Here is a 9,322-nt window from a genome sequence, read left to right as displayed (position 1 = left end):
TGGAAGTGGAAGTGGAAGTGGGCAAACAGATTAACTCTCTGGATGACCGTGGTGGCAATCTCAAGGGATTTGGATCCAGCAGTAACCAGCTCGACTGTGTAGACGAATCGACCAACAGCACCTCTTACATGCGCATGATGGAGAAAGACGGTTTACTCAAGTTCCACCGGGTTTACAAGAAGTCACAACGCGGCCTCCTGATCATCGGAGGTTGGCCACATTCAACCGCAGTTATTCAAGAGACAGGAAGTGGAAAGAAGTGGGCGGTTGATTCCTGGTTCCACGATAATGGCACCAAGCCTGACATAGTGACACTGAAAGAGTGGAAAGCAGGATGGCGTCCAAAGAACAACTGATCAACACGCAGCCATGAAAAAAGTACAAATTCTGATTCTCGCAACTCTTTTACTGGGCTGTACCACAACAGGAGCCAACGGCATGCTGGCGCTGCAAACCTGTATCGACTATGGGTGCGATTTCAGGGAAAAAGTATACATATCGGCTGATGCAGTCGAATTCCTGAAATCGCGTTTTGCCTATACGGAAGATGCGGAAACAGAACGCGAGGAGATCGCACGGGCAATCGGCTGGTTCGAATCCCAGGTCGGTCGCCAGAACGGAACCTGGCGTGACAAAGGACGAAACCCGGGAACTGTCGAACCCGAGGGCCAGCTTGACTGTATTGCGGAATCGCGCAACACCACAACCTACCTGAAGCAGATGCAGCGCCTCGGGCTACTCAAGTGGCACAGCGTCGAAGATCGCGTTGTCAGGCATCGCATGATATTCGGCACGCACTGGACAGCAGTCATCAAGGAGGAAGGAAGCGGCGATCTCTACGCTGTCGATAGCTGGTATGAAGACAACGGCATGGCAGCGCGAATCGTTCCGCTGGAGACCTGGTTCAACGGTGCGGAAAGAATTCTGTGAGCAAGGAAAAAGTCATTGTCGGTCTCTCCGGTGGCGTCGACTCATCGATAGCCGCCCTGCGCCTGCTGGAAGCAGGCTACGAGGTCGAAGCGCTCTTCATGAAAAACTGGGAAGAGGATGACACCCAGGAGTACTGCAGTGCCACTGTTGATCTTGCCGATGCAGAAGCGGTAGCCAACAAGCTCGGAATCAAGCTGCACACGGTCAATTTTTCTGATACCTACTGGGATAGTGTATTCGCCCACTTTCTTGACGAATACAAGGCCGGTCGTACGCCCAACCCGGATGTGTTATGCAACCGTGAAATCAAGTTCAAGGCATTTCTGGAACACGCCCTGACACTCGGTGCCAAGCGTATTGCAACCGGCCACTATGCTGATTCACATCAGCTGCAGGATGGCAGCTGGCAATTGCTTCAGGCACGTGACAGCAACAAAGATCAAACCTATTTCCTCCATCTGCTCAACCAGTACCAGCTGTCACACGCACTGTTTCCGCTTGGCGATATCGACAAGAGCGAAGTACGGGAGATTGCCAGGCGGCATGACCTGCAAACACACGACAAGAAAGACAGTACCGGCATCTGCTTTATTGGTGAACGCCGTTTCCGCGACTTTCTGTCGACTTACCTGCCGGCAAAACCCGGTGATATCATTACAGAGAAAGGTGATGTCATCGGAGGGCACCAGGGTGTTTTCTACTACACCATCGGGCAGCGCCAGGGACTCGGTATCGGTGGTGTCAGGGGCAGCGATGAGTCACCATGGTTCGTCGCCGAAAAGCGCCTCGAGAGCAACCAGCTGGTCGTTGTCCAGGGACACGATCATCCACTCTTGCTGTCCCGCTCATTAGTCGCACAGGATGCTCACTGGATCAGTGGCGCCCAGCCCGACTACCCACTGACTTGCATGGCAAGATGCCGGCACCGCCAGCCCCTGCAAGCCTGTCGCGTCGTGGAAAATGAAGATGGTTTACAAGTGATCTTCGATCAGCCACAGCGAGCCGTCACGCCGGGACAATCAATCGTTTTTTATCATGAGCGCGTCTGCCTTGGCGGCGCGATCATCACAAAGGCCAGTCAGACTTAAATGAAACAGCAACTGATTATTCCGCTCGCCGCCATGTTCCAGTCAGCCCGACTGGTTGCTGAAATTGCACACCATGGCCGTTTCGACAAGGAGGCCGCAACGCCCCTGCTCTCCTCCCTGTTCCAGTTTGAGGCGGAATCGACCGAAGCTGTATATGGCGGTCTTGATCCACTCCAGCCCGGCTTCAAAGAGCTCGAGCAACAGCTGTCACATGCAGACAGAGAGCAGATCGAAGTGCCTCACATGGTGATGGCGATGATGCAACTGGCAAAAAAACTCGGCAAGGCTGAAACACGACTGCAGCAGATGCACGATGAGCTCATGCGCATCGAGGAAAAGCTGGAGATGTATGAACTGACACATGTGAATACGATTTCGGCAATTGCCGAGATCTACAAGCAGAAGGTCAGTGATCTCTCTCCAAGAATCATGGTCAAGGGAGATCCGTTACACCTGGAGAATCCCGATAATCAGAGCCGTGTCAGGGCAACGCTGCTCGCTGGTATTCGCAGTGCGATTTTATGGGACCAGCTGGGCGGAAGCCGTTTTCACCTGCTGTTCAGGCGCAAGGCGCTTCTGGAGATGTTGCGCAACGTCGTGTAGGAACAGTGTCCACATCGCTGCAATCAATCGTTCCAAGGCAAGACTACTGCAAGTAAAAGGCGCTACACCCCATTACCTCGCTCGCCGTTAGCGGAGCCCGTTCAAGCCACGGAAGAAGCGAACGGTTGTCTGAGCGTTCAAAGAACGCGAGTTCCTTTCGCGCCGTGGCTTGAACGATCAGGCGAAGCTGTGGCGAACGGGGTAATGGGGTGTAGCACCACTGCTTGGAAATCGCCCCGCCGGAAACATTCCATACGGTTCCCGGCAATTTTGCCGTGCAGGGATGCACAAATGGCAGGGATTTTTCCTGAAAATCCTCTGCACTTCCCACTTCCATGTGAGTCGCCGCGGGCGCAAGATGCGCAGAAGCGGCCACCATCCATGGTGGTCAGGGACGGGGCTCCTACAGTATTACTTTCTGCGCTTGGCAGCCACTCTCAGACGCAATGCATTCAGCTTGATGAATCCAGCTGCATCTTTCTGGTCGTAAGCACCTGCATCATCTTCAAAGGTCGCGATGCTTTCATCAAAGAGGCTGTCAGTTTCCGACTTGCGGCCAGCCACGATGACATTGCCCTTGTAGAGCTTGACGCGTACAACACCATTCACCACTTGCTGGGTCTGGTCGATTGCTGCCTGCAGCATCTCCCTCTCGGGACTCCACCAGTAGCCGTTGTAAACTATCTCTGCATAACGCGGCATCAGTTCATCTTTCAGGTGCGCTGCTTCACGATCGAGTGTCAATGATTCCATCGCGCGATGTGCCTTGAGCATGATGGTACCTGCAGGTGTTTCATAACAACCACGGGACTTCATGCCAACATAGCGGTTCTCAACAATGTCATCACGACCAACACCATTTTCGCCGCCAATCTTGTTGAGCATTTCCATAACAGTCGCAGCTGACATCGCTTCGCCGTTAATGGCAACAATGTCACCTTTCTCATAAGTCAGCTCGAGGTAAGTTGGCTCATCCGGTGCAGCTTCCGGTGACACGCTCCAGCGCCACATATCCTCTTCAGGCTCGTTCCATGGGTCTTCGAGAAGATCACCTTCGTAGGAGATATGCAGCAGATTGGCATCCATTGAATATGGAGATTTGCCGCTCTGCTTGGCGAAATCGACTTCAATACCGTGCTCGGCTGCATAGTTCATCAGCTTCTCGCGTGACAGCAGATCCCACTCACGCCATGGTGCAATCACTTTCACATCCGGCATCAATGCATAAGCACCGAGTTCGAAACGCACCTGGTCGTTACCCTTGCCGGTCGCACCATGAGAAATGGCATCGGCACCCGTCTCTCTTGCGATCTCGATCAGACGCTTGGCGATCAGGGGACGCGCAATCGAGGTGCCAAGCAGGTACTCGCCTTCATAGATGGCATTGGCTCGGAACATGGGGAATACATAGTCGCGTGCAAACTCTTCACGCAGATCCTCGATGTAGATCTCCTTGATCCCCATCGCCTCTGCCTTCGCACGCGCCGGCTCAACTTCTTCGCCTTGCCCGATATCTGCAGTGAAAGTAACAACCTCGCAGTTGTAGGTATCTTCCAGCCACTTGAGAATGACAGAAGTATCAAGACCACCTGAATAGGCGAGAACGACTTTGTTGATGCCGTCGGACATGGCGTTTGCACCCTGAGTTAATTTAAAAAATGAAGCATTGAATTATAACGAACTTTGGCTAGTGTGGCTTCAGAAATCTCGACAAGGAGTTGATGAATGCCTGTGGCTGATCTGCATAGACCCAATGACCGGCGTTGTCGATGCCCCTGACCTCAGCATTAGGGAAAAAGTGACTGATAGCCGCCTTGCCTTCCACATCGACATAGTCCGAGTTATTTCCATGAATAAACAGCGTTGGACCATTGAAACGCCTGTTTTCGTTAACAGGAAAACCGGTTATCTGGGCAATGCCATTTGAGAGTGCCTCGAGATTAATACGCCACTGCCAGGCATCACTTGTACGCACAAGATTCTGTAAAAGGTAAGCACGCACACCCGATTCATCGATGAAATTGGCCAGGTAGTTGTCGGCCTCATTGCGGTTTTCGAGGTTATCGAGGTCAATCTTTTTCAACGCCGTGAGAATCGATGCAAAACTGTGTTGATAGCGTCTTGGCGCCATATCGACGACAACCAGCCGGTCGACCATCTCCGGCAGGTGCAAGGCAACCATCATCGCGACCTTACCACCCATACTGTGGCCAACCAGGGTCGCCTTATCAATATCGAGCTCTTCCAGCAGATCAATAACATCACCGCTCTGCGCACCATATCCAACGCCATCATCATGGAATGAACGGCCGTGATTGCGCAGATCGGGAACGATGCAGTAATGTGTCTCGGCGAAAGACTTGACGATACCGCCCCAGTTGGCCGATGAACCGAACAGGCCGTGCAGAAAAACAAGCGGGGAGCCAGAAGATGGCTCCCCGTATTCCCTGTAGAAAAGAGTCACCGGTTGATTATTTGCGCTTTTTCGGCGGTATCAGGTCGGTGATGGTGCCTTCAGCCATTTCAGCCGCCATACCGACGGTTTCAATCAGGGTTGGATGCGGGTGAATGGTGAGGCCGATATCAGCCATGTCTGCGCCCATCTCGAGAGCCAGCACAGTTTCACCAATCAGCTCACCTGCGTTGACGCCGACAATGCCAGCACCGAGGATACGATCAGTTTCGGGATCGAAAATCAGCTTGGTCAAACCCTCATCGCGCCCGATACCGAGTGCGCGGCCACTCGCAGCCCAAGGGAAAACACCTTTCTCGATCTTGATGCCCTGTTCCTTGGCCTCGGTCTCAGTGAGACCCATCCATGCAACTTCTGGATCCGTGTAGGCAACCGAAGGAATTGTCAGAGGATCAAATTCGCTCTTTTCACCACAGATCACTTCTGCTGCAACCTTGGCTTCATGTGTCGCCTTATGTGCCAGCATCGGATTGCCGACAACATCGCCAATCGCATAGATGTGCGGAATATTGGTACACATTTGTGAATTAACAGCGATGAAACCACGTTCATCGACATTGACGCCTGCAGCCTCGGCATTGATCTTGGCACCATTAGGACTACGCCCAACAGCAACCAGAACACGATCGTAGATTTGTGCCTTTTCAGGCGCTTTCTTGCCTTCAAAGCTGACCTTCAGGCCATTTTTCTGCGCCTTGATCTCAGTCACCTTGGTTTCAAGCATGATGCTGTTAACACTACCTGAAAGACGTTTCTGCAACGGCCTGACTAGGTCCTTGTCGGCTCCCGGCATCAACTGATTCTGCAGTTCGACGATATCAATTGATGAACCCAAGGTGCTGTAAACCGTTGCCATTTCCAGGCCGATAATGCCACCACCAATAACGAGCATCTTGCCGGGAACATCTTCCAGCTCGAGTGCATCAGTGGAATCCATCATGCGAGGATCATCATTCGGGAAAACCGGGATTTGTACGGCCTGTGAACCGACGGCGATGATACAGGCATCAAACGTAATCTCCTGCGTACCTTCAACTGAAACGGCATTTGGACCGGTGAACTTGCCAAGCCCCTGAACCGTGGTAACCTTGCGCTGCTTGGCCATACCGGTAAGTCCGCCGGTCAGGCGACCGACGACTTTGTCCTTTCCAGCACGCAGTTTGTCGAGATCCACTTTCGGTGTGCCGCCGAAATCAACACCCATTTCGGTGAGTTCGGCTGCCTCGTTAATAATCGCTGCGGTATGCAGCAGTGCCTTGGATGGAATACACCCGACATTCAGGCAGACGCCGCCAAGAGAGGCATAACGTTCAACCAGGACGGTTTTCTTTCCAAGATCTGCGGCGCGAAAGGCGGCTGTGTAGCCTCCGGGTCCTGCGCCAAGGACAAGAACTTCTGCGTGCATCTGCATCTCCTCTAGATGGCGGGATCTTCCTATCGGAAGACCCCATCCAGTTTCTTATGTCTACTATAATCTTTTCTTATTATGCTGCAGCACAGCATTTTGCAGAAAAGCAGGCATGATTACAAGAGCAAATGACGAATATCATCCAGCAAATCGCCAAGGTAGGTTGTAAATCGTACACCCTGTGCACCGTCGATGACACGATGATCATAGGAGAGTGAGAAAGGCATGATCAGCCTGGGTTGGAATTCACTACCATCCCAAACCGGCTTCATTTCGGCCTTGGAAACACCAAGAATTGCAACTTCGGGTGCATTGACAATCGGCGTAAACTGGGTTCCACCGATGCCTCCGAGGCTTGATATGGAAAAACAGCCACCCTGCATATCACTTGGTCTCAGTTTACCGTCGCGTGCGTTAGCCGAAATCTCCATTAATTCAGCGCCAATCTCAAAAATACCCTTTTTATCGACATCCTTGACTACGGGCACAACCAGGCCGTTTGGCGTATCCACCGCAATGCCGATGTTGACGTATTTTTTCAGAATCAGGCGTTCGCCATCCGGTGTCAGTGAAGCATTGAACTCGGGCATTGTCTTGAGTGCGGTGGCACACGCCTTAAGCAGAAAAGGCATAAAAGTAAGCTTGATACCCGCCTGCTCTGCACGCGCCTTCGACTCCTTGCGGAACGCCTCCAGCTCGGTGATGTCCGCTTCGTCAAACTGGGTAATATGTGGAACTGACAGCCAGGCACGGTGCAAGTGTGCACCAGAGAGTTTCTTGATTCGGCCGAGTTCGACCTCTTCGACATCACCCCACTTGGAAAAGTCTACTTCTGGTGCCGTCGGCAGACTGAATCCGGAAGACGCCTTGTTAGTATCATGTTCAGCAATCACACGCTTGATGTGATTCTGCACATCCTCTTTCGTAATGCGTCCCTTGTGACCGGTACCAACGACCTTGCTGACATCGACACCAAGTTCACGCACAAACTGCCTGATCGCGGGACTGGCATGCGCCTTTCCGCTTGTTATACGCTCCGGTGGTGCCGGTTCAACCGGTGCCGGCTTCATGTTTGTGTCACCAGGCGCCAATGGCTCACTCGCAGCTGCCTGTGGAGCAGATGCCTTGGCAGGCTTTGAAGCAGCCGGAGCAGCAGTTGCGGCAACAGCGCCAGAGGCAGTCATAACAGCGAACACATCACCTTCACTGACACGATCACCAACCGATACGGCAACTGAGTCAATAGCCCCTGCGTGGGTTGACGGTATCTCCATTGATGCCTTGTCACTTTCCAGCGTGATCAGCGACTGCTCTTTCTCAACTGTATCACCAGCCGAGACCAGCACCTCGATCACTTCGACATCGTTGAAATCACCGATATCAGGAACTTTTACTTCAACTGTCTGTGATGTTTCGGCTGCTGCAGGAGTAGTTTCCGCTACTTCAGTAACGGCAAAGGCCTCATCAGCTTCCCTCACTTCTACTATCTCTTCCTCAACGCTGGCAGATGTATCACCACCCTCCTCCAGCGTAATCAGCAGGCTGCCCTCGCTCACCCTGTCTCCAACAGAGACGGCAACCGATACAATCTCACCGGCACTTGGCGTGGGAATCTCCATCGATGCCTTGTCACTTTCAACCGTAATCAGTGAATCCTCGGCGTCAACCGTATCACCCGGTGAAACCAGCACCTCGATAATCTCGACATCAGCGAAGTCACCAATGTCGGGCACTAATATTTCTGTCGTCATTGTCAGTTTCTCCGCAATCAGACTGTTACCGGATTGGGTTTTTCCGGATTAATGTCATATTTCTCAATCGCCTTTTTCACTTCACTGGCTGCAATCTCGCCGTCATCGGCAAGCGCCTTGAGGGCGGCCACAGCAATGTAGTAACGATTGACTTCGAAGAAACGACGCAGTGCTTCACGCATATCCGAGCGACCGAAACCATCGGTGCCCAGGGTGAAGTAACTGCGATCGATATAAGGACGGATTTGATCTGCATAGGTGCGGATGTAATCCGTTGCTGCAATGACAGGGCCTTCTGTTCCTGACAGCTGCTCTTCAACATAGCTGCGTTTGGGTGCCTCATCAGGGTGTAGCATGTTCCAGCGTTCAGCGTCGATGCCGTCACGACGCAGTTCATTGAAACTCGTCACGCTCCAGACATCTGCAGCAATGCCAAAGTCATTCTGCAACAGTTCTGCTGCAGCAATCACTTCGCGCAGGATGGTGCCAGAACCGAGTAACTGAACACGCTGTTTGGCCTTACCGCCCTCGCTGAAACGGTACATACCCTTGAGAATACCCTCTGCACTGCCTTCCGGCATTGCGGGCTGGGCATAATTCTCGTTCATCACTGCGACATAGTAGAAGACCCTGTCCTTGTCGACGTACATGCGACGCATGCCATCGTGAAGGATAGTGACCAGTTCGTATGCAAAACAGGGGTCATAGGAGACACAGTTAGGGATTGTGCTTGCAACCAGGTGGCCATGGCCATCCTGGTGCTGCAATCCCTCACCTGCCAATGTAGTCCGACCGGCAGTTCCACCAATCAGGAAGCCACGTGCCTGCATATCACCAGCAGCCCATGCCAGGTCACCGATACGCTGAAAACCGAACATCGAGTAATAGATGTAGAACGGAATCATCGAAACGCCATGGTTGCTGTAGGCGGTTGCCGCAGCAATCCACTCTGACATTGCACCGGCCTCGTTGATACCTTCCTGCAGAATCTGTCCCTTGGAGTCCTCGCGATACCACATCAGCTGATCTGAATCCTCAGGCTCGTAGAGCTGGCCTGAAGAGGAGTAGA

Annotated in this window: 9 protein-coding genes and 1 pseudogene; 4 read left to right on the top strand and 6 right to left on the bottom strand. The window is 52.6% G+C overall.

The features are described from left to right. The 4 genes and pseudogenes from BOW51_RS03990 to hflD form a co-directional block, all read left to right on the top strand. Positions 1-356 (top strand): annotated as a pseudogene (locus BOW51_RS03990) (hypothetical protein); the annotation flags it as partial. 13 nt (positions 357-369) lie between these two features. Beyond that, positions 370-930, top strand: a complete 561-nt coding sequence (locus BOW51_RS03985) for a hypothetical protein (RefSeq protein ID WP_078476547.1) — start codon at positions 370-372, stop codon at positions 928-930. Then, on the top strand, positions 927-2,018 hold the full coding sequence (gene mnmA / locus BOW51_RS03980; protein WP_078476546.1) for a tRNA 2-thiouridine(34) synthase MnmA: 1,092 nt from the start codon (positions 927-929) through the stop codon (positions 2,016-2,018). The genes BOW51_RS03985 and mnmA overlap by 4 nt, the downstream gene beginning before the upstream one ends. Beyond that, a complete protein-coding gene (hflD, locus tag BOW51_RS03975; protein ID WP_078476545.1) occupies positions 2,019-2,621 on the top strand; it encodes a high frequency lysogenization protein HflD in 603 nt (200 codons plus the stop codon). A gap of 43 nt (positions 2,622-2,664) precedes the next feature. Here the strand turns inward: hflD and BOW51_RS03970 are convergent, their stop codons facing one another. From BOW51_RS03970 to BOW51_RS03945, 6 genes are all read right to left on the bottom strand, one after another. Next, positions 2,665-2,958 (bottom strand): hypothetical protein, encoded by a 294-nt coding sequence (locus BOW51_RS03970; protein WP_135568040.1) that lies wholly within the window; start codon positions 2,956-2,958, stop codon positions 2,665-2,667. Positions 2,959-3,032: 74 nt separating this feature from the next. Then, a complete protein-coding gene (locus BOW51_RS03965; RefSeq protein WP_078476543.1) occupies positions 3,033-4,250 on the bottom strand; it encodes an argininosuccinate synthase in 1,218 nt (405 codons plus the stop codon). Between the two features lie 58 nt (positions 4,251-4,308). Next, on the bottom strand, positions 4,309-5,085 hold the full coding sequence (locus tag BOW51_RS03960; protein WP_078476542.1) for an alpha/beta fold hydrolase: 777 nt from the start codon (positions 5,083-5,085) through the stop codon (positions 4,309-4,311). Between the two features lie 7 nt (positions 5,086-5,092). Further along, a complete protein-coding gene (gene lpdA / locus BOW51_RS03955) occupies positions 5,093-6,505 on the bottom strand; it encodes a dihydrolipoyl dehydrogenase (RefSeq protein WP_078476541.1) in 1,413 nt (470 codons plus the stop codon). A 113-nt stretch (positions 6,506-6,618) separates the two neighbouring features. Further along, entirely contained in the window at positions 6,619-8,253 is a 1,635-nt protein-coding gene (gene aceF / locus BOW51_RS03950; RefSeq protein WP_078476540.1) for a dihydrolipoyllysine-residue acetyltransferase, read from the bottom strand. A gap of 17 nt (positions 8,254-8,270) precedes the next feature. Beyond that, positions 8,271-9,322, bottom strand: a 1,052-nt coding sequence (locus BOW51_RS03945; protein ID WP_442467778.1) for a transketolase-like TK C-terminal-containing protein, incomplete at its 5' end; no start/stop codon positions are given.

Origin of the sequence: Solemya elarraichensis gill symbiont (assembly GCF_002021095.1) — a bacterium.
Lineage (GTDB): Bacteria > Pseudomonadota > Gammaproteobacteria > Chromatiales > Chromatiaceae.
The sequence above is the reverse complement of the archived record's forward strand: the minus strand, read 5'-3'. Positions and strand labels throughout refer to the sequence as shown.